General features: G+C 71.7%; 17 protein-coding genes. 3 read left to right on the top strand and 14 right to left on the bottom strand.

Going from position 1 to position 18,609, the window contains the following annotated elements:
- Positions 1–177: 177 nt before the first annotated feature.
- The 13 genes from IF54_RS0104315 to IF54_RS0104255 form a co-directional block, all read right to left on the bottom strand.
- Positions 178–1,686, bottom strand: coding sequence for an FG-GAP and VCBS repeat-containing protein (locus IF54_RS0104315; protein WP_030314634.1), 1,509 nt, complete (start codon positions 1,684–1,686; stop codon positions 178–180).
- A 131-nt stretch (positions 1,687–1,817) separates the two neighbouring features.
- A complete protein-coding gene (obgE, locus tag IF54_RS0104310; protein WP_030314632.1) occupies positions 1,818–3,254 on the bottom strand; it encodes a GTPase ObgE in 1,437 nt (478 codons plus the stop codon).
- Between the two features lie 117 nt (positions 3,255–3,371).
- Complete coding sequence (rpmA, locus tag IF54_RS0104305) at positions 3,372–3,626, bottom strand: 50S ribosomal protein L27 (protein ID WP_015660411.1); 255 nt, start codon at positions 3,624–3,626, stop codon at positions 3,372–3,374.
- A gap of 14 nt (positions 3,627–3,640) precedes the next feature.
- Complete coding sequence (rplU, locus tag IF54_RS0104300; protein WP_007381993.1) at positions 3,641–3,961, bottom strand: 50S ribosomal protein L21; 321 nt, start codon at positions 3,959–3,961, stop codon at positions 3,641–3,643.
- Positions 3,962–4,166: 205 nt separating this feature from the next.
- Positions 4,167–4,760 (bottom strand): dTDP-4-dehydrorhamnose 3,5-epimerase, encoded by a 594-nt coding sequence (rfbC, locus tag IF54_RS0104295; protein ID WP_030314628.1) that lies wholly within the window; start codon positions 4,758–4,760, stop codon positions 4,167–4,169.
- A gap of 7 nt (positions 4,761–4,767) precedes the next feature.
- A complete protein-coding gene (locus IF54_RS0104290) occupies positions 4,768–6,765 on the bottom strand; it encodes a glycosyltransferase family 2 protein (protein ID WP_030314626.1) in 1,998 nt (665 codons plus the stop codon).
- Complete coding sequence (rfbD, locus tag IF54_RS0104285; RefSeq protein WP_030314624.1) at positions 6,762–7,658, bottom strand: dTDP-4-dehydrorhamnose reductase; 897 nt, start codon at positions 7,656–7,658, stop codon at positions 6,762–6,764. Before rfbD ends, IF54_RS0104290 begins: the two co-directional genes overlap by 4 nt.
- Entirely contained in the window at positions 7,655–8,641 is a 987-nt protein-coding gene (gene rfbB / locus IF54_RS0104280) for a dTDP-glucose 4,6-dehydratase (protein ID WP_030314622.1), read from the bottom strand. Before rfbB ends, rfbD begins: the two co-directional genes overlap by 4 nt.
- Positions 8,638–9,705, bottom strand: coding sequence for a glucose-1-phosphate thymidylyltransferase (locus tag IF54_RS0104275; RefSeq protein ID WP_030314620.1), 1,068 nt, complete (start codon positions 9,703–9,705; stop codon positions 8,638–8,640). Before IF54_RS0104275 ends, rfbB begins: the two co-directional genes overlap by 4 nt.
- Before the next feature lie 222 nt (positions 9,706–9,927).
- Complete coding sequence (locus tag IF54_RS0104270) at positions 9,928–14,055, bottom strand: Rne/Rng family ribonuclease (RefSeq protein ID WP_030314619.1); 4,128 nt, start codon at positions 14,053–14,055, stop codon at positions 9,928–9,930.
- Between the two features lie 263 nt (positions 14,056–14,318).
- Positions 14,319–15,083, bottom strand: coding sequence for a TIGR03936 family radical SAM-associated protein (locus tag IF54_RS0104265; protein ID WP_030314618.1), 765 nt, complete (start codon positions 15,081–15,083; stop codon positions 14,319–14,321).
- A 48-nt stretch (positions 15,084–15,131) separates the two neighbouring features.
- On the bottom strand, positions 15,132–16,145 hold the full coding sequence (locus IF54_RS0104260; protein ID WP_030314616.1) for a hypothetical protein: 1,014 nt from the start codon (positions 16,143–16,145) through the stop codon (positions 15,132–15,134).
- A gap of 15 nt (positions 16,146–16,160) precedes the next feature.
- Complete coding sequence (locus tag IF54_RS0104255; RefSeq protein WP_030314614.1) at positions 16,161–16,688, bottom strand: GNAT family N-acetyltransferase; 528 nt, start codon at positions 16,686–16,688, stop codon at positions 16,161–16,163.
- A 37-nt stretch (positions 16,689–16,725) separates the two neighbouring features.
- Here IF54_RS0104255 and IF54_RS0104250 point away from each other — a divergent pair, with 37 nt between their 5' ends.
- Both IF54_RS0104250 and IF54_RS0104245 read left to right on the top strand, forming a co-directional pair.
- The gene (locus tag IF54_RS0104250) at positions 16,726–17,310 is read left to right on the top strand and encodes a TerD family protein (protein ID WP_030314612.1); all 585 of its coding nucleotides are present in this window, start codon (positions 16,726–16,728) and stop codon (positions 17,308–17,310) included.
- 140 nt (positions 17,311–17,450) lie between these two features.
- Positions 17,451–18,149: a DUF899 domain-containing protein gene (locus IF54_RS0104245; RefSeq protein WP_030314606.1), complete on the top strand. Its 699-nt coding sequence runs from the start codon at positions 17,451–17,453 to the stop codon at positions 18,147–18,149.
- 21 nt (positions 18,150–18,170) lie between these two features.
- Here IF54_RS0104245 and IF54_RS43210 read toward each other — a convergent pair whose 3' ends face one another.
- A complete protein-coding gene (locus IF54_RS43210) occupies positions 18,171–18,356 on the bottom strand; it encodes a S1 RNA-binding domain-containing protein (protein WP_051735315.1) in 186 nt (61 codons plus the stop codon).
- 15 nt (positions 18,357–18,371) lie between these two features.
- Here IF54_RS43210 and IF54_RS43205 point away from each other — a divergent pair, with 15 nt between their 5' ends.
- Positions 18,372–18,608, top strand: coding sequence for a hypothetical protein (locus tag IF54_RS43205; protein WP_234438911.1), 237 nt, complete (start codon positions 18,372–18,374; stop codon positions 18,606–18,608).
- Position 18,609 lies beyond the last annotated feature (1 nt).

Below are 18,609 nucleotides of genomic sequence, written 5' to 3'. Positions count from 1 at the left end.
CCTCGTGGACACCCTGGAAGCTCACGCTTCGGGGTGATCCGGGCGTTGAACCAGGGTGTTCGCGTGCATGACAAATAGGTAGACAACAGAAGAGCCGTTGCGACTCGGGAATCACATGATGAACATGATTCCGGCGCAACGGCCTTCAGGACACCGCCGTCTGACGATCTTTTGGTTCTAGTTGGCGAAGCCCGAGCCCAGACGGGCCTTCGCCGCGGTGGTGCCAAGGAGCGTGTGGCCGAAGGCGATCGTCCCGTTCGGCCCCAGGACGGTGGCCGGAACCGGCACTCCGCCGGGCGAGACGACGTGCTCCGCCCGGGAGCGGAAGGACCACACGGACCCGGCGCTCGCGTTCTCGCCGGGCGCGCCGACCGAGACGTCGGCCAGCCCGTCGCCGTTCGCGTCCCCCGCATGGACGGCCCCGCCGAAGGCGTCGCCCTTCTCGGAGGCCCCCGGCACCCCCGTACTGTCCTGCGTGACCACCTGGTGGGAACCGACTCCGGTCAGCCCGCCGGCCCCGCCGCTCAGCACGACGACCGCGCCCGCCTCCTTGATCGAGTTCGGGGCGGAGGCGGGGCCCAGGTCCTCGCCGGGCACACCCGTGACCACGTCGAGGTATCCGTCGCCGTTCACGTCCGCGAGCTGGACGTCGGTGCCGAAGCGGTCGCCCTTCTCGGCGGTGCCGGGCACCCCGGGGCTGTCCTGGTTGACGGCCTGCTCCGACACTCCGTCAGGAGCGCCCGAGGTGCCGGGTATCCAGGTGACCCGGCCGCCCTTGGCCCGGTAGGCGTCGTAGTCGCTCGCGTAGCCGTCGACGGCCCGGCCCACCACGATGTCGGCGTAGCCGTCCCGGTTCACGTCCCCGACGGCGAGGTTCTCGCCGCCCTGGAGCGTGGCGCCGTCGATGTCCCAGACCAGCGTCCAGGGCGTCAGGCCGTCCTTGGTGCCCCACCAGTACGCGATCCGCCGGGAGTCGAAGTTCTCGCCGGTCTGGGCGGCCACGACGTCGGTGATCCCGTCGCCGTTGAGGTCGCCGACGTCGAGATCGAGGACACTGCTGGGGTACCGGTCCTTCACCACCTGGCGCTCGCCCCGGGCGGAGCCGGAGCGGGTGAAGGGGCCGCCGGTCGCCACGAGGCCGTACTGGTCCACCGCGGTCAGCAGATCGAGGGATCCGTCCCCGTCGACGTCCCCCACCGCGAGGTGTCCCTTGCTGCCGAGCCCGTCGTGGGCCCTGCCGGAGGCGAGGGAGGCGCCGCCGGACAGGCCGCGGGGGCCGCCCCACAGGACCTGCACCAGGCCGGACCCGCCGTTCTCGCCGCCCACGCCCACGACCAGGTCGGTGTATCCGTCGCGGTCCAGGTCGCCGGTCGTGAGCGCGCTGCCGAAACGGTCGCCGGCCTCGGAGCCGCCCGGGACTCCCGCGGTGTTCTGGCTGAACACCCGCTTCGTCGAGGTCTTCAGGCCGCTCGGCGAGCCGTACAGCACACCGACGAACCCGGCCTTCGCCCGGCCGGCCACGGTTCCGTCGGGCGCCCCCACCGCGAGGTCGGCGTACCCGTCCCCGTTGAAGTCGTCCCGCACCTCGTGCGGCGCGGCCCCCGCGACCGCGGGCAGGGCGACCACACCGCCGAGCGCCAGGGCCACGGCGAGCGCCGTACGCCACCCTCTTCGTTGAACGCGCATGCCGCATCCCTTCTGTGACGGTCGTACAGATGTGCCCGGTACGACTCACAGCAGGGGCGGTTGGTTGTCCTGCGGTAGGCCAGGACGACGGCCGGCGTTCACCCGGGGACCGGGGACGCCGGCCGGTCGGCTCAGAAGGGCTCGAAGTCGTCGAACTCCTGGGAGGCCTCGTCCCGTTCGGCCTGCTTGTCGCGGCGGCGCTGGGCGGCGGGGCGGGGCTCCTCGAAGCGGTGGTCCTCGCCACGCCTGCCGAGCATCTCGGCACCGGCCATGACGGTGGGCTCCCAGTCGAAGACGACCGCGTTGTCCTCGGGGCCGATGGCCACGCCGTCGCCCGAGCGGGCGCCCGCCTTCATCAACGCGTCCTCCACACCGAGGCGGTTGAGGCGGTCGGCGAGGTAGCCGACGGCCTCGTCGTTGTTGAAGTCCGTCTGGCGCACCCAGCGCTCCGGCTTCTCGCCGCGCACCCGGAACAGGCCGTCCTCCTCGCGGACCACGGTGAAGCCGGTGTCGTCCACGGCCTTGGGCCGGATGACGATCCGGGTCGCCTCCTCCTTGGGCCTCGCGGCCCGCGCCCTGGCGATCAGGTCGGCGAGCGCGAAGGACAGCTCCTTGAGTCCCATGTGGGCGACGGCGGACACCTCGAAGACGCGGTAGCCGCGCGACTCCAGGTCGGGCCGCACCATCTCGGCGAGGTCCTTGCCGTCCGGTACGTCGATCTTGTTCAGGACGACGATCCGCGGACGGTCGCCGAGGCCGCCGTACTCCCGGAGCTCGGCCTCGATGATGTCGAGGTCGGAGACGGGGTCGCGGTCGGACTCCAGCGTGGCGGTGTCCAGGACGTGCACGAGGACACTGCACCGCTCCACGTGCCGCAGGAACTCCAGGCCCAGGCCCTTGCCCTGGCTGGCGCCCGGGATCAGGCCCGGCACGTCGGCGATGGTGTAGACGGTCTCGCCCGCGGTGACCACGCCCAGGTTCGGGACCAGGGTGGTGAAGGGGTAGTCGGCGATCTTCGGCTTGGCCGCGCTCAGCACCGAGATCAGGGAGGACTTGCCGGCGCTCGGGTAGCCGACCAGCGCCACGTCGGCGACGGTCTTGAGCTCCAGCACGATGTCCTGGAGGTCGCCGGGGACGCCGAGCAGCGCGAAGCCGGGGGCCTTGCGGCGGGCGGAGGCCAGCGCCGCGTTGCCGAGGCCGCCGCGACCGCCCTGGGCGGCGACGTAGGAGGTGCCGTGTCCGACGAGGTCGGCAAGGACGTTGCCCGCCTTGTCGAGGACCACGGTGCCGTCCGGCACCGGCAGGACCAGGTCCTGGCCGTCCTTGCCGGAGCGGTTGCCGCCCTCACCGGGCTTGCCGTTGGTGGCCTTGCGGTGCGGGGAGTGGTGGTAGTCGAGCAGCGTGGTGACGGACTGGTCGACGGTGAGGATCACATCGCCGCCCCGGCCGCCGTTGCCGCCGTCGGGTCCACCGAGCGGCTTGAACTTCTCACGGTGGACGGAGGCACAGCCGTGACCTCCGTTACCCGCGGCGACATGCAGTTCGACGCGGTCCACGAAGGTGGTCATGGTTCGGTGCCTCCAAAAACGGTACGAGTACTACTTCGGTAACACGCGAAAGGCGGACCCGCCTTCCCACCAGGGAAGTGAGGTCCGCCTCGCGAAAAGTTCGGTCTAAGCGTGAGCTCAGGCGACCGGAACGATGTTCACGACCTTGCGGCCACGGTGGGTACCGAACTCCACCGCACCGGCGTTCAGCGCGAACAGCGTGTCGTCGCCGCCACGGCCGACGCCCGCACCCGGGTGGAAGTGGGTACCGCGCTGGCGGACCAGGATCTCGCCCGCGCTGACGACCTGACCACCGAAACGCTTCACGCCGAGGCGCTGAGCGTTGGAGTCACGACCGTTACGGGTGGACGATGCGCCCTTCTTGTGTGCCATCTCTCCTCAGTCCCTTACTTCGCAGCCGCGGGGATCTCAGTGACCTTGATCGCCGTGTACTGCTGGCGGTGGCCCTGACGACGGCGGTAGCCGGTCTTGTTCTTGTAGCGAAGGATGTCGATCTTGACGCCCTTGTGGTGGTCCACGACCTCGGCCTGGACCTTGATGCCGGCCAGGACCCACGGGTCGCTGGTCACAGCGTCGCCGTCGACAACGAGCAGGGTCGAGAGCTCGACCGTGTCGCCAACCTTGGCAGTGGAAATCTTGTCAACCTCAACGATGTCGCCGACAGCAACCTTGTGCTGGCGACCACCGCTGCGCACGATGGCGTACACGCGGATCTCACTCTCTCGCTCGGGAACGGCACCCCCGCAGTCCAGCCGCCCGGCAGAGCGAACGGCCTCTCCCGGCCAGAACAGCGACCCGAGAGGAAGAGGTTTACGGGGATGTGGCGTGTCACCAGTGGACACGCCGACGGTCAAGAGTACGGGGCCTCGGCCGAACGGGTCAAACCGGGCCCCGCCTCGCTCAAACCTCGGCTCAGCCGCCGAGGCCCTGCCGGTAGGCCACGCACTCCTCGTAGGAGGGCAGCAGCCCCTGCTCGCGCGCCTCGGCCAGCGTCGGCGCCTGCTCGTCCTTGGGGGACAGCAGCGGTTCGACGCCCTCGGGCCACTCGATGCCGATCTCCGGGTCCAGCGGGTGCACACCGTGCTCACGCTCGGGGGCATAGCCCTCGGAGCACAGGTAGACCACCGTGGCGTCGTCGGTGAGCGCCATGAACCCGTGGCCGAGCCCCTCGGAGAGGTAGACGGCGTGGTGGTCCTGGTCGTCCAGGCGGACGATCTCCCACTGGCCGTAGGTGGGCGAGCCCACCCGGATGTCCACGATCACGTCGAGGACCGCACCACGCACGCACTTGACGTACTTGGCCTGCCCGGGCGGCACGTCGGCGAAGTGGATGCCGCGCAGGGTGCCCCGGCTGGAGACGGACATGTTGGCCTGGGCCAGGCTCAGCGGGTGCCCCGCCGCCTCCGCGAAGACCGGGGCCTTGAACCACTCGTGGAAGCTGCCGCGGCCGTCGGGGAACACCTTCGGCTCGAACACCCAGGCACCGGAGATCGAAAGGGGTCGCATCGGGGGGTCAGCCCTTCTTCTGGTTGGTCAGGGCGCGCTTGATGCGCCCGGCGGCCCGGCGCCACAAGGGGCGCGGCGCCTTCTTCGTGGGGGCGGCGGCCTTCTTCGCGGCGGGCTTGGCGGACGGGGTGTGCCGGTCGATCACCTTGGCGGCACCGCCGGCGTCCACCACGACGTCCACGGGCAGTCGCGTCCACTTGCGCTCCCCGCGGGCCGCGGAGGGCACGCCGACCCGGACCGCCCAGCGCATGCCGGTGAGCTTCTCCAACGGCAGCGTGGCGGTGGCGACACGGCCGTCCAGGGTGGCGTCGGCCGGGTACTTGCCGACGTTCTTGCGCTCGAAGCGCAGCTGGACGGTGTCCCCGCCGGTCGCGGCGAGGTGCAGCGGCAGGGGCAGCCGTACGGCGGAACCCTCGACCGTGCCCCGGGCGGGCGGCATGAAGGCGACCGCTTCGCCCTCCAGCTTGTTGGTGTGCTGGTCCACGTCGAGCGAGAGGTTGCCGGGGCCCTCGGTCCAGTAGGGCAGCACGAGCCGCTTGGGCTCGCCGGTGAGGGCGGCCAGGCGGCCGGCCTCGACGCCCTCGCCGCGCACCGCGCCGAGCCGGGTCTCCTTGCTCCAGCCGCAGGACTTGATCCTGAGGTGCAGGTCCCACAGGCCCTTGTCGAGCGGGGCGCCGGAGGCCGCGGTCTCGGGGTCGAGCTCGGCGCGGGCGGAGATCCGCTGCCGGAAGACCCCGTCACCGGCGGCGATCTCGTGCAGCTCGCTCGTGACGGGCAGGTAGAACTGCCGGGCGTCCTCGCGGTGCCGGACCACCAGGTCGACGTCGCTCTTGGCGAGCGGGGCGTCCAGCTTGATGCCCTGGTCGTCCAGGGCCTTCAGCGCCTCGTCGGACAGCGGCAGCCCGAGCAGCCGGCGCTCGCCGTCACGGCGGAACGTCATCGGCTCGCCGTCGATCTGGAGTTCGGAGTCGAAGCCGACCTTCAGGGTGCCGTCCTGCCACTCCAGCGAGGTGAGTTCGCCGGTGGGCTTGATCCCGGCCTCCCACTCGGCGAGCGTGCGGATGTCCTGGTAGCGGTCGGCGAAGACCAGCCCGGCGACCACCTTCTGGGTGAGGCCGAGACGGGCGACGACGCCGGGGCCGAAGCGCTCGGTGACCACCTTGTGGATCTCGGTGTACAGCTCCTCGGCGTAGTCCTCGGGGAGCTTGAGGAGGCGCTGGCCGCGCAGCCGCTCGACCATCTCGTTGCGCAGCCAGCGGCTGAACAGCTTGTCGCGCAGCGCGCCCGGCTCGGTCAGCTCCTCGACGACGTCCAGGGCCTCGCGCAGGTTGCCGAAGTAGCCGACCGGGTCGAAGCGCTGGAAGCCCGCGTTCGAGCCGTCGTCACGGGTGATGTGGTAGTAGCACAGGTAGTCACCGAGCACGGCGACGCTCTTGGCCCGCAGGTAGGCCTCGACGACGAAGACATGGTCCTCGAGCCGCCGACGGCCCTCCTTGAAGCGCATGTTGTGCTCGTTGAGGAACTCCCGCCGGAACATCTTGTGCGGGGTGAGGCTGTCGATCAGCGGCGCGTTGGACACGGTCGCGCGCGGCCGGTTGACCCGGAACAGCTCCTGCGGGACCGGGCGTCCGATGCCCGCCATCTTGCCCACGACCACGTCGGCCTCGTTGGCCTTGCCGTAGTCGTACATCCGCTCGAGAGCCTCGTCGCCGAGCCAGTCGTCGTGGTCGACGAACATGACGTACTCGCCCTGGGCGGCCTCGATGCCGGTGTTGCGGGGCTTGCCCGACCAGCCGGAGGACTCCTGGTGGATGACGTGGAAGTGCGGGTGCTCGGCGGCGAGCTGGTCCAGACGGGCCGGCGTCTCGTCGGTGGAGCCGTCGTCGACGAAGTAGACCTCGAACTCGTCCGGGGTCAGGCTCTGCCGGAGCAGGCCCGTGATGCAGTCCTCGACGTACTTGCCGGGGTTGTAGACCGCGATGACGACGCTGACCTTGACCGTCACGCCGTGTTCTCCTTCAGATGGACCCGGTGGATCTCCGGGAAGGCCTCGGTGAGGGCCGTACGCCAGTCGCGCAGCGGCTCGATGCCGGCCTCGGCGAACCGGCCGTGGCCGAGGACGCTGTAGGCGGGGCGGGGCGCGGGGCGCACGAAGGCCTCGCTGGTGGTGGGGCGGACCCGGTCCGGGTCGGCGCCGAGGAGCCGGAAGATCTCCTGGGTGAAGCCGTGCCAGGTGGTCTCACCGGAGTTGGTGCCGTGGTAGACGCCGGCCGGGGCGGTGCCGGCCAGGGCGCCGAGGCCCAGCTCGACCAGCAGGCCAGCGAGGTCGGCGCTCCAGGTGGGCTGGCCGCGCTGGTCGTCGACGACGTCGAGGGTGTCCTTGACGCCCTCCAGCTTGATCATCGTCTTGACGAAGTTGGGGCCGCCGGTGCCGTAGAGCCAGGCGGTGCGCACGACGTACCCGCGCTCGGTGGCGAGGACCGCCTGCTCCCCGGCCAGCTTGGTGCGGCCGTAGGCGCTGCGCGGCGCGGTGGGCGCGTCCTCGGCGTAGGGCGCGGTGGCGTCCCCGGCGAAGACGTAGTCCGTCGAGACGTGCAGCAGGACCGCGCCGGTGCGGGCGCAGGCGGCGGCCAGGTTCGCGGGCCCGTCGCCGTTGATGGCGAGCGCCTCGTCCTCACGGGTCTCGGCGTCGTCGACGGCGGTCCAGGCCGCGCAGTTGACGACCACGGCGGGCCGGTGCTCCTCGAGTGCCGCGCTCACGGCGTCGGCGTCGGTGAGGTCCAGCGCCTTGCGGTCGAGGGCGACGTACCGCTCCCCCGACTGGGCCAGCCGGGCCAGGACGTCCTGGCCCAGCATCCCGCCCGCGCCCGTGACCAGCCAGGTGCGGTTGTCGGTCACAGCGCGGCCCGCTCCTTCAGCGGCTCCCACCAGGCGCGGTTGTCGCGGTACCACTGCACGGTCTCGGCGAGGCCCTGCTCGAAGGACTTGCGGGGCTCGTAGCCGAGCTCCTCGCGGATCTTGGTGCAGTCGACGGAGTAGCGGCGGTCGTGGCCCTTGCGGTCCTCGACGTACTCGACGCTGGTCTCCCAGTCGGCGCCGCACGCCTTCAGCAGCAGGCCGGTGAGCTCCTTGTTGGAGAGCTCGGTGCCGCCGCCGATGTTGTAGACCTCGCCGGCCCGGCCCTTGGTGCGCACCAGCTCGATGCCCTGGACGTGGTCGTCGATGTGCAGCCAGTCGCGGACGTTGCCGCCGTCGCCGTACAGCGGGACCTTCTTGCCGTCGAGGAGGTTGGTCACGAAGAGCGGGATGACCTTCTCGGGGAAGTGGTGGTGCCCGTAGTTGTTGGAGCAGCGGGTCACGCGCACGTCCAGGCCGTGGGTGCGGTGGTACGACAGCGCGATCAGGTCGCTGGACGCCTTCGCCGAGGAGTACGGCGAGTTGGGCTCCAGCGGGTGCGTCTCGGGCCAGGAGCCCTCGTCGATCGAGCCGTAGACCTCGTCGGTGGAGATGTGCACGAAGGTCTTGATGCCCGCGCGGTGGGCCGCGTCGATGAGGGTGTGGGTGCCGACCACGTTGGTGCGCACGAACTCGGCGCCGCCGTCGATGGAGCGGTCCACGTGCGACTCGGCGGCGAAGTGCACCACCTGGTCGTGCTCGGCCATCAGCTTGCCGACCAGCTCGGGGTCGCAGATGTCGCCCTGCACGAAGGCGAAGCCCGGGTGCTCGCGCACCTCGTCGAGGTTGGCCGGGTTGCCCGCGTAGGTCAGCTTGTCGAGGACGGTGACGGAGATGTCACCCGGGCCCTCGGGGCCGAGCACGGTACGGACGTAGTGCGAGCCGATGAAGCCGGCACCGCCGGTCACCAGAATCCGAGTGGTCATGAAGAGATCTGCACCTTGCTGTGATCACCGAGCACGAGCCGGTGTGCCTTGGGGTTACGGGGCGCGGGCGTGACCTCGACGTCACGTCCGATGAGGGAGGCCTCCACGCGGCGCACGCCGGTCACGGACGAGCCGCGCAGCACGATGGAGTACTCGATTTCGCTGTCCTCGATCCGGCAGTCCTCGGAGACGGACGTGAACGGGCCGATGTAGGCGTCGTTGACGACCGTGCCGGCGCCGATGATGGCGGGACCGACGATCCGGCTGCCGCTGACGCTGGCGCCCGCCTCGATCCGGACCCGGCCGATGATCTCGCTGGACTCGTCGACCGTGCCCTCGTTCACCGGATCGACGGTCTCCAGGACCGACCGGTTGACCTCCAGCATGTCGGTGACGTTGCCGGTGTCCTTCCAGTAGCCGGAGATGGTCGTGGAGCGGACGTCACGCTTCTGGTCGATCAGCCACTGGATCGCATGGGTGATCTCCAGCTCCCCGCGCCAGGACGGCTCGATGGAGCGGACGGCCTCGTGTATGGCCGGCGTGAAGAGATAGACGCCGACGAGGGCGAGGTCGCTCTTGGGCTGCTTCGGCTTCTCCTCCAGGCCCACCACCCGGCCGTCGGCGTCGAGCTCGGCGACACCGAAGGAGGTGGGGTTGGGGACCCGGGTCAGCAGGATCTGCGCCTCGGGGCGCTCGGCGCGGAACTCGTCCACCAGACCGGTGATGCCGCCGACGATGAAGTTGTCGCCGAGGTACATGACGAAGTCCTCGTCACCCAGGAACTCCTGCGCGATGAGCACGGCGTGGGCGAGGCCCAGCGGCGCGTCCTGCGGAATGTAGGTGACCTTGATCCCGAACTGGGAGCCGTCGCCGACCGCCTCGCGGATCTCGTCCGCGGTGTCGCCGACCACGATGCCGACCTCGCTGATCCCGGCCTCGGCGATCGCCTCCAGGCCGTAGAACAGCACGGGCTTGTTGGCGACCGGCACCAACTGCTTGGCGGAGGTGTGGGTGATCGGGCGGAGGCGGGTGCCCGCTCCCCCGGAGAGCACGAGAGCCTTCACGAAAATCCCTATTTGTCTAAATTAAGCGTCAATCTCGGCTCACATCATAACCCTGGGGGCAGGCCGGGGATTCACCGGCCATTCACACGATCGATCACCGGTTGACAACTGTCTGTCGGACGCAATAGCCACAGAATCACGAAATGCGCCCCCGGCGAACCGGGGGCGCATTTCGATCTCCGGACGATCTTCAGTTGGCCGAAATCATGCGGTGACCGTCCGTCAGGCCTCGTCGGTCTGGGACGAGACGGACGGCTGCGACGACTGCTCGGCCGCCACCGTCTTCTTGGACGCCGCCTTCTTCGCGGTCGTCTTCTTGGCGACGGTCTTCTTCGCCGCCGTCTTCTTGGCCACGGTCTTCTTGGTCGCGGCCTTCTTCGCCGTGGCCTTCTTGGCCGTCTTGCGGGCCGTCTTCTTGGCCGGAGCCGCCTCCTCGGCGGACTCCTCCTCGACGACGGGCTCCGTCTCGGCCGGGGCCTCCGCGGAAGGCACGACCACGACGGCCGCCTCCTCGGACGCGGTGGGCGCGGTGGCCTTGCGGACGGCCCGGCGACGCGGACGCGCCGGGGCAGCGCTCTCGGCGACCGGCTCGGACTCGGGCTCGGCCTCGGTCGACGCGGCCACCGGAGCCTCCTCCGCCCGCGGCTCGGGCGCGGCCTCGGCGACCGTCACCACGGCGGCCTCCGCCCCGGCGGGCGACCCGGCGGGCGCGGACACCTTACGGGTGGCCCGACGACGGGTACGGCCCTTCGGCGCGGCCTCCTCGGCGGGAGCCGCCTCGACCACCGGGTCCTCCGCCGCAGCCGGCGCGGCCTGGGCCTCGGCGGCCGTCTCCGGCTGCACGGGACGCTCGGCCTCGACCTCGGCGGGCACCGCCTGAGCGGTCGGCACCTCGGCGTTCTCGGAGACCGGGCCCTCCTCGACGGCCGGCTCCTCGAACCCGCCCGACCTGCGCGACCCGCCGCGCGGCGCACCGGCCGGCGCCGACGCCCGACGGCTCGTCCTGCGACGACCCCGTCCGCGCGTGGCCGCGGCCTCCGCCTCGGCGACGCTGCTGTACAGCTCCTCGTCCGGCGCGACTGTGTCCCATAGCGGCTTCGCCGCGGGGGTCGGGGCCACGGAGATCGGCTCGGCCACCTCGGCGGCGAGCTCGGCCTCGGTCTCGACCTCTTCGGGCGCCTCGGGAGCCTCCACGGCGACCGCGGCCTCGTGGGTGTGCTCATGGGTGTGCTCGTGCCCGTCGCCGCCGCGCCCGCGCTTCTTGCGCTTGCCGCCGCCACCGGCGGAGCCCGGCTGCTCCATGTGCACGATGACACCGCGGCCGTTGCAGTGGACGCAGGTCTCGGAGAAGGACTCCAGCAGGCCCTGGCCGACCCGCTTGCGGGTCATCTGGACCAGGCCCAGCGAGGTGACCTCGGCGACCTGATGCTTGGTCCGGTCCCGGCCCAGGCACTCCAGCAGACGCCTGAGCACCAGGTCCCGGTTGGACTCCAGCACCATGTCGATGAAGTCGATCACGATGATGCCGCCGAGGTCGCGCAGCCGCAGCTGACGCACGATCTCCTCGGCCGCCTCCAGGTTGTTCCTGGTGACCGTCTCCTCCAGGTTGCCGCCCTGGCCGGTGAACTTGCCGGTGTTGACGTCGACCACGACCATCGCCTCGGTCCGGTCGATCACCAGCGAGCCGCCGCTCGGCAGCCAGACCTTGCGGTCCAGCGCCTTGGCGAGCTGCTCGTCGATCCGGTACGTGGCGAAGACGTCGACCTCGGAGGTCCACTTCTGGAGCCGCTCGGCGAGGTCGGGGGCGACGTGGGAGACGTATCCGTGGACGGTCTCCCAGGCGTCCTGACCGCTGACGACGACCTTGGAGAAGTCCTCGTTGAAGATGTCGCGGACGACCCGGACGGTCATGTCCGGCTCGCCGTAGAGCAGCGTCGGGGCGTTGCCGCTCTTGGCCTTCTTCTGGATGTCCTCCCACTGCGCCTGGAGCCGCTCTACATCGCGGCGCAGCTCGTCCTCGGAGGCGCCCTCGGCGGCGGTGCGGACGATGACACCCGCGTCCTCGGGGACGATCTTCTTGAGGATGGTCTTCAGACGCGCCCGCTCGGTGTCCGGCAGCTTGCGGCTGATGCCGGTCATCGAGCCCTCGGGGACGTACACGAGGTAGCGGCCCGGCAGGGAGACCTGGCTGGTCAGACGCGCACCCTTGTGCCCGATCGGGTCCTTGGTGACCTGGACCAGCACGGGCTGGCCGGACTTGAGCGCGGACTCGATGCGGCGCGGCCCGTTGGCCATGCCGAGCGCCTCGAAGTTGACCTCACCGGCGTAGAGGACCGCGTTGCGCCCCTTGCCGATGTCGATGAAGGCGGCCTCCATGGACGGCAGGACGTTCTGGACCTTGCCCAGGTAGACGTTGCCGACGTACGAGGTGGCCTGCTCCTTGTTGACGTAGTGCTCGACGAGCACACCGTCCTCGAGCACGCCGATCTGGGTGCGCTCACCGCTCTGCCGGACGACCATCACCCGTTCGACGGCCTCGCGGCGGGCGAGGAACTCGGCCTCGGTGATGATCGGCACGCGCCTGCGGCCCTGCTCACGGCCTTCGCGGCGGCGCTGCTTCTTGGCCTCGAGACGGGTCGAGCCCTTGATGGACTGCACCTCGTCGGAGGGCTCGGCACCCCGTTCCCGCGGGGGACGGGGCTCGCGCACCTTGACGACGGTCCGCTCGGGGTCGCCGTCACCGGGCTCGGCGTCGGTGGAGGCGTCCCCGGCACGGCGCCGGCGGCGACGGCGGCGACGGCTGCTGGAGCTGGAGCCTCCGGACTCGTCGGAACGGGCGTCCTCGTCGTCCTCGTCCTCCTCGTCGTCCTGGGAGGTCTGGTCGGCGGCGGGTTCGTCCGAGTCGTCGGAGTCCTCGTCACCGGAGGCCTCGGCGGACTCGCCCCGGCGGCGGCGACGGCCACCGCGACGACGGCGCCGACGCGAACCGGTGTCCTCGGTCTCGTCCTCGTCGACGGAGTCCTCGGCGCCCTCGTCCGTCTCCTCTTCCTCGGCGACGGTCTCGGCGACGGTCTCCCGCGCCTCGGGCTCCTCGGGGGCACCACGGCGCCGACGGCGGCGCCGCGACCCGGTCTGCTCCTCGGCGGTCTCCTCGACGGCTTCCACGGCCTCGACGGGCTCGGCGGACGCCACAGCCTCGGCCTGCTCGTCGCGACCGGCCTCCGCCTCGGCGGCGGCCTCGGCGGCCGCCCGCTGCGGGGTCTGGAACTGCGGCTCGGTGAAGACGGGGGCCTGGAACACGGCGACCGCGGGCCGCGCGGGGCGGCGCGAGCCGTTCTCCTCGTCCCCGGTGCCGGCGGCTCGCCGCGCGGGCTCGGAGAACCCGGTGGCGGCCTGGCGCACGGCCCGGCGACGGCCACGACGGGGGGCGGCGTCCTCGACGGGGGCCTCCGCGGCGGGAGCCTCCGTGACGGGCTCGGCGGGCGCTCCGGCGGCGGGCGTCTCCTCGGCAGCGCTCTCGGCGGGCGCGGCGCTCTCAGCAGGCACAGCGCTCTCGGCGGCCGGGGCGGACACGCGACGGGTGGCACGGCGACGGCGACGCGGAGCCGCGTCCTCGGCCTCCGCCTCGGCGACCTCGGCGGGCGCGGGGGCCTCGGCGGGCGCCTCCGCGGTCACCTGCGCGGCGGTCGACGACTCGGCGGTCTCAGGGGCCCCGGCGGGCGCGGCGGCACGCCGAGTGGCCCGGCGCCGGGTGCGCGCGGCGGGCGCGGGGGTCTCCACTGCGGGCGTCTCGTCGGCGGCCTCGGTGGCGGCGGCCACCGGCACCACGGTCTCGGTCTCGGCTGCCTCGGTCTCGGCAGGGGCCGCGGCCGGCGCCGACACACGGCGGGTGGCACGCCGACGCGGGCGCGCCGGAGCCGCGTCCTCGGTCGTGGTCTCGACGGCGGGCGCGCTCTGCGCGGTCACGGCTTCGGCGGGCGCCTCGGCGGCCACCGGCACCACGGTCTCGGCGGCCTCGGCCGCCGCGGGCGCACCGGCGGGCGCGGACGCCCGGCGGGTGGCACGCCGACGCGGGCGCGCGGCGGGCACGGCGGCCTCGGCCGGTGCCTCGGTCTCCGTGCTCTCGACGGTCTCGTCGAGCTTCTCCTCCTCGTCGGTGACGAGGTCCTCGGCCTCCGCGGCCGGTATGGCCGGGGCGACGACCTCCTCAGCCGAGGCGGCGGCGTCGGTCGGCGGACCCGCCGGCCGGGACGCGGCACGGCGCCGACGGCGCGGCGGCAGGGTGTCGCTGGGGGTGGTGTTGGCTTCGGAGTCCGTGGTGGACTCTGCGGCTTCGGTCGGTTCGAGCATGCGGGCTTGTCTCCCGTCAGGCTCCCGGGCGTCGCGCCTGGTCCGGCGGAGATGCCGGTGACGTCCGCGGCTCGCGCGATGCGCGGTGCCGCCGTCCGGGGCGCGGGCGCCGCACGGGAGCTCTCTGTGTCCTGTCTCGCCGGTTCCGTACGCCCTCTTGGCTACGGCCTGGCGAAAGTCTTCTGTGTGGGTGCGCTGCCCGACCCAGATGGCTCCCGAGTACAAGGGCTGCGCTACGACGCCCGTCCTTCGCGGGACCTTCCCTACGCCGGCGCCTTCGCGGTGGCGGTCGGTTCGGCCGTTGAGGGGGCCTCGACCGCCTCGCGGTCGGGCGCGAGCGGGTCGGTCACCGTGCCGGTCTCTTCATCGAGCAGCCCCTGCGCCAGCCTGGTCACCGCTGCGGGGACCGGCGGCGCCAGGTCGGCCACGGCGCGGAGACCGGACAGGACGTCGTCGGGTCGTACGGCAGGCGTCACGTGCCGAACAACCAGCCGCAGTATCGCACAGGGCTGGTCCGTCGGCCTATCAGCAGGGTCACTGTGCGTTTCGAGTTGTACGACCGCGGGGCGGGCGTCGAAGGTCCGGAGGCCGTTCTTGGTGGTGCGCTGGACCTCCACCGCCTCGGCGGCGTTGAACGCGGCGACCGCCTGCTCGGCCTCGGCCGGCTCCACTCCGTCCAGCCTGAGCTCCCAGACGGAAGCCGTGAGCCGGTCGGCGAGCCCCGAGGTCCTGGCCTCGACCGCGTCGACGACGTCGAGCCCGGTGGGCAGCGACTCGTCGAGGAGGAGCCGCAGCTTCTCCGGGTCGCGCGCCTGGGTGAGCGCGATCTCCAGGTACTCCGCCTCACTGCCCGTGCCGGTGGGTGCGGCATTGGCGTACGACACCTTCGGATGCGGTGTGAACCCCGCCGAGTACGCCATGGGCACCTCGGCGCGGCGCAGCGCACGCTCGAAGGCGCGCTGGAAGTCACGGTGGCTGGTGAACCGGAGGCGGCCGCGCTTGGTGTAGCGCAGTCGGATGCGCTGCACCGCCGGTGCGGGCGGCGGGCCTTCGGGCTGTCGCTTGCCCAGTGTCGCTCAGTCCTTCGTGAGTGCGGTCGTACTGCTACCAAGAGTACGTGTGTCGGCGCCGGTCGGTTCCCGCCGGGCCACCGCTTCCCTCGCACGGGGTTCGCCGAAGAGCATGCGCCGGAAGTCGGCGCGGGCCTCGCGCACGGTCTCGCGGGCGGAGGCGAGGGCGGCCCGGGTGATCCGGCCCACTGCGCGGGCGGCCTCGGCGACCGGACGCAGCACCACGTCCCGGACCACGTGCCCGACCGGGGTCAGCACCGTGCGGTACACCCAGCGCACGGGCTCCACGAAGATCCACCGGAAGAGGGTCCCGAGGAACCGTCCGACGGCGAGCGAGATGTGCCCGGCGATCCGCCAGGCGTGCCCGAGCGCGTGCCACACCTCCCGCCCGACGACGGCGAGGACGCGTCCGACGGGCGCGAGGACCCCGCGCCACAGGGCGACGGCGGGCAGCACGAGCAGCACGCGGGCGATCCAGTACAGGGCGACGCCGATGCCGTGGACGATCGTGCCCGCCAGCCACACGAGCCCGCCGGCGCACCAGGCGATCAGGCGCCAGACCGGCGTGAAGATCCAGGCGAGGACGGCTCCGACACCCTTGAGGAGCCACACGATGCCGTGCCCGATCGGGGTGAGCACGCGCGCGTACACCCACGCCAGCGCGGCCGCGATCCCGCGCGCGGCCCAGGCGAAGCCGTGCCCGACCGGGGTCAGCACGTACCGGTAGAGCCACACCAGGGGGATGACGAGGAGCACCTTGCCGAGCCATCCGACCGCCTTGGCGAGGGGCACCACGACGTAGCGCCACAGGGCCGTCAGGGGCAAGACGACCAGCGCCCGCCACAACGGCCGCAGCACGCTGTCCCGCAGGAACCGCCCGACCACGACGAGCGCGTCCCACACCATGCGCACGGGCACGACCAGCACGAGCACGACGATCCGTACGGGGATGCGGACGGCGACGGTCAGACACCCCTCGGGCGCCGGTTGCCCCGGCGCGGGCTGCTTCTCCAGGTCCATAACGACGTAGACGCCTCAGTTCCCCGTCCGGATCCAGAACCGCAGCTTCACACCGCGCCGATCCTCGAATTCTCCGCCATTGGCCTCGATCACCTTACGAGACGCGGTGTTGGTGACGTCACATGTGATCAGGGCCCGCTCGATGCCGAGTTGACGACAGACGGGCAGCGCGGCCCGGAGCATGGCGGTGGCGTGTCCCCGCCGCCGGGCGCCCGGGCGGACCGCGTAGCCGATGTGGCCGCCGAGTTCGAGCAGATACGGGTTGAGCCGGTGCCGTATCGAGAGCGTGCCCAGGAAGGTGTCGCCCTGGACGTACCAGAGGGTGGTCATCGGCACCCAGTCGGGTCTGCGCGGGCGCTCCGCCTCCGCGCGCAGCATGTCGACGTAGGCGGCGAATCCCTGCGGCTCGCGCCAGGACTTCGCGTACGGGCCGGGCTCCTCGCCCAGCAGCGCGGCCGGATCCCGGTCCGCCTCCGTGAACTCCCGTACGGCGTCGAGACAGGAGGCCTGGAACCGGGCGTCGGGCGGGGTCAGCCGGGGCATCTCCTCATGATGGCGAGGACCCGTGCAGTATGTCCCCATGATTACGCTCACGAAGGAAGACGGCCCCGCCGACCTGGACGGCGTCACCCATCTGTCCATAGGGGTCTCCTGGGACCCCACGGCCGGCGCCAGCGGCGGAGTGATCGGCAAACTGCGCCGCAAGTCCGGCACGGACCTCGACCTGATCGCCATCGCGATGCACGACGGCGACCCGGTGCGCCTCGCTGGCCTCGACTCCCTCGACCCCATCGGCAACGGCTCCCTGCTGCACAGCGGTGACAACCAGACCGGACACGGGGACGGCGACGACGAGACCGTCACCGTCGAGTTCGCGAAGATCCCCCCGCACATCACGTCGATCGTCTTCGTCGCCGCGGCCTACAAGAAGGGCAGTTCCTTCCAGAAGGCCCGCAACATCAGCTTCAAGGTCTACGACGCCACCGGCGGCAGCTCCCAGCAGGTCGCCGACATCTGGCCCAGCATGCTCACCACGGACAACGGCTGCGCGGTCGCGAAGGCGGTCCGGGTCGGCGCCGCGTGGAAGCTCGAGGTCATCAACGTGACGGGCAAGATCAAGCAGGGCGACGAACTGGCCCTGATGCGCTTCGCGGCGAGCAAGTAGCGGGCCCCGGTCGTGAGCGGGAGGGCCACGGCGGGCAGTCCGGCCCTGGTCCTGCCGCGGGCCGACCGATGAGTTCCCGTGCCCGCCGGGGTCTGCCCTCTCAGAAGAGACCGCCGCGCGCACACCCTGTGAGGGAACCCATGACCGCACCCGCGCTGCCCCCCGTCGTAGACACCGAGACCTGGCAGCACCGCCTGGCAGAACTCCGCGCCCGTGAGAAGGCCGCCACGCGGGAGTTGGACGCCATCGCCGCCGAGCGTCGGCGCCTGCCGATGGTGGAGATGCCGGACTACACGCTGGAGGGCGAGGACGGCCCCGTACGGCTGGTGGACGTCTTCGACGGCAAGCGGCAGCTGATCGTCTACCACCACATGTGGTTCACCGGCAAGGAATGGCAGTGCCCGGGCTGCACGGGGTTCACCTCGCAGTTCACCCGCCTGGAGTTCCTGGACGCCTACGACGCGCGGTTCGTCGTGGTCACCCAGGGTCCGATCAAGGAGGCCCTCGCCTACCGGCACCGGGTCGGCAACCGGATGACCTGGTACTCGACCGCCGGCAGCCCCTTCGGTACCGACGTCGGCGCCCCGCCCGACGGCGGCTTCGCGGTCAACGTCTTCCTGCGCGACGGTGACACCGTCTACCGCACCTGGCACACCACGGGCCGCGGCACCGAACAGCTCAGCCACACCTTCCCCCTGATCGACGTCCTCCCCTACGGCCGCCAGGAGGAGTGGCAGGACAGCCCCGAGAACTGGCCCCAGTCCCCCACCTACAGCCGCTGGCCGTCGTCGAAGAACATCGCGGCGCTCTACGGGCCGGACGCGGAGGACACCCGCTGAACCCGTAGGAGGGACAGGCGCTCAGGGCTGTCGCAGGGACAGCGACAGCCGGCGCCGCTCCCGGTCCACGTCCTTGACGTGGACCGTCAACCGGTCCCCGGGCCGCACGGCCTCCTCCACCGCCACCGAGGACGTCGGGCCCGCCTCGGGCGGCAAGCCCGGCTCGGACAGACGCACCAGACCCTCGATGCCGCCGGCGACCTCCACGAAGAAGCCGACCGGGTGACCCTGCGCTACGACCTGCCCGGCGGAGCGCCCGGCAAGGCCGCGGCGCGCTGCTTCGGCGAGGAACCGCACCAGCAACTCGACGACGACCTGCGCCGGTTCAAGCAGATCGCGGAGACCGGCGAGGTCGTCCGCTCCGAGGGCGCGCCCGGCGGCAAGCGGGCCCGCGGCGAGTTCCCGCAGCACCCGGCCCGCCCGCTGACCGAGGACGAACTGAAGGAGGCCCTGGCATGAA

Origin of the sequence: Streptomyces sp. NRRL B-3229 (genome assembly GCF_000719505.1) — a bacterium.
Taxonomy (GTDB): domain Bacteria; phylum Actinomycetota; class Actinomycetes; order Streptomycetales; family Streptomycetaceae; genus Streptomyces; species Streptomyces griseorubiginosus.
The sequence above is the reverse complement of the archived record's forward strand: the minus strand, read 5'-3'. Positions and strand labels throughout refer to the sequence as shown.

What these genes read in the sequence shown, in the direction of transcription:
- IF54_RS0104315 (WP_030314634.1), bottom strand. Translation starts at nt 1,686, where the DNA reads ATGCGCGTTCAACGAAGAGGGTGGCGTACGGCGCTCGCCGTGGCCCTG.
- obgE (WP_030314632.1), bottom strand. Translation starts at nt 3,254, where the DNA reads ATGACCACCTTCGTGGACCGCGTCGAACTGCATGTCGCCGCGGGTAAC.
- rpmA (WP_015660411.1), bottom strand. Translation starts at nt 3,626, where the DNA reads ATGGCACACAAGAAGGGCGCATCGTCCACCCGTAACGGTCGTGACTCC.
- rfbC (WP_030314628.1), bottom strand. Translation starts at nt 4,760, where the DNA reads ATGCGACCCCTTTCGATCTCCGGTGCCTGGGTGTTCGAGCCGAAGGTG.
- rfbB (WP_030314622.1), bottom strand. Translation starts at nt 8,641, where the DNA reads ATGACCACTCGGATTCTGGTGACCGGCGGTGCCGGCTTCATCGGCTCG.
- IF54_RS0104270 (WP_030314619.1), bottom strand. Translation starts at nt 14,055, where the DNA reads ATGCTCGAACCGACCGAAGCCGCAGAGTCCACCACGGACTCCGAAGCC.
- IF54_RS0104260 (WP_030314616.1), bottom strand. Translation starts at nt 16,145, where the DNA reads ATGGACCTGGAGAAGCAGCCCGCGCCGGGGCAACCGGCGCCCGAGGGG.
- IF54_RS0104255 (WP_030314614.1), bottom strand. Translation starts at nt 16,688, where the DNA reads ATGCCCCGGCTGACCCCGCCCGACGCCCGGTTCCAGGCCTCCTGTCTC.
- IF54_RS0104250 (WP_030314612.1), top strand. Translation starts at nt 16,726, where the DNA reads ATGATTACGCTCACGAAGGAAGACGGCCCCGCCGACCTGGACGGCGTC.
- IF54_RS0104245 (WP_030314606.1), top strand. Translation starts at nt 17,451, where the DNA reads ATGACCGCACCCGCGCTGCCCCCCGTCGTAGACACCGAGACCTGGCAG.